This window comes from Aeromicrobium sp. PE09-221 (assembly GCF_002174305.1).
Taxonomy (GTDB): Bacteria; Actinomycetota; Actinomycetes; order Propionibacteriales; family Nocardioidaceae; genus Aeromicrobium.
In genome coordinates, this window is record NZ_MIJB01000084.1 from 1 (window position 1) to 1,425 (window position 1,425).

The 1,425-nt window shown below is 60.9% G+C and carries 1 protein-coding gene; it reads right to left on the reverse strand.

The genetic code is table 11. The features are described 5' to 3' along the window. Positions 1-68: 68 nt before the first annotated feature. On the reverse strand, positions 69-1,425 hold a 1,357-nt coding region (locus BHE97_RS19390; RefSeq protein ID WP_236757807.1), incomplete at its 5' end, for a HAMP domain-containing sensor histidine kinase.

Genomic DNA, 1,425 nt, shown 5'->3' on the forward strand with positions numbered 1-1,425 from the left:
ATCCAGGGCTACTTGGTGAGCAAGCCACTTCCGGCAGCAGGCGCGGCCGCACTCCTGACCCAGCCCGTTCACGTTGCCTTCAAGCTAACAGGCAGCTGAATGGTGGGGTCGAGGCTGGGCCGACGCTCTACTGGAGCGCGTTTGGCTGGTAACTCGAGCGTGAAGCTTGCTCCGCCACCAACACCCGCGCTCGAGCCGCTGACTTGACCGCCAAGCTCGGCTGCAAACAGGGCACTGGCGTGCAACCCAAAGCCGTGGCCCATGTCGCGGCGGGTAAACCCGTAGCGGAACAATTGAGGAAGGTCTTCCGCAGCGATGCCTACACCGGTGTCGTCGACACAGAAGCGGACTCCACCCCGATCCAGCGGCTCGATGCGCAGAATGAGTTGGCGGAGTCGTACAGGCTCCACTGACAACGCGTGCTTGGCATTGCTGATGAAGTTTACGAGGATCTGCAGCACCTTGTGGCGGTCGGTGTGGATGTCCGGCACCTCTGGATACATTCTGATCAACTCGAACTCTTGGCTGTTGGCGGCTTTGCTACAGATGGTCAGCGCCTCTTCCATCAACTCATGGGCTGCGACGGGCTCCGCCATGTCGAAGGTCACCGCGTACCGTTGCTGCCGACTCACGACCGCTTTGATGTGATCGATGTGCTTGGCAAGCGTCGCCAACTCGTCGAGAACTGCACTCTTCTCCGTCTCGAGGTGCTTGGCGAGCTCCCGCAAGTAGAGCGCTACTTTCGGTGCACGCTCGCGTAGGGCTTCGGTGTCGTTCTGCTCCAGTAAATCTGCGATGCCTTGCAGGCCACTCAGACGCAGACGTTCTAGGCGTCTGGCGACGAGTTCCGATGAAACGTTCACGCTGTTCAGGGCGTTACCCACGTTGTGGAGGACGCCGGTTGCCATGTCGGCCATTCCTGCGCGTCGCGATACTTCGGCAAGCACCTTGCCCGATTGAAGCAGTTGTCCCCGCGTTTCTTTCAGCTGTCGCACATTGTCGTCGAGCTGCGCGTTCGAAGCGCGCAGCCCGAGCTTCCCCCGGCCCAGCTCCGCCAGAAGCGGAACGTGGTGGAGCAGGGCGGCGAGATGTTGGCCTACGAGAGCGAACTGAGCCGCAGCTAGTGCGTTGAGAGGATTGAAGTGCTCGCTGCCTTCGGCGCAGCCGGCAAACAGCAATAGCGGGTGGTCGTAGTTCGGTAATAGCAACCAATAAAAAGCCGCGAGCCCGAACGCTCGAGCCACCGGCTGCATGTCCTTGGGCTCGTCGTTGTCGTAGCGTCCCTGAGGGTGGTTCGACAGGTAATCAAAGGCGTCCGACGATAAGCCGGCTCGCTCTACGAGTGGACCGTTAGCCACCGCGTGGAGGCACTGCAGCTGAGAATGCTGGACCGCATACCACACCGGCCTCTTATCCCCATCTCCG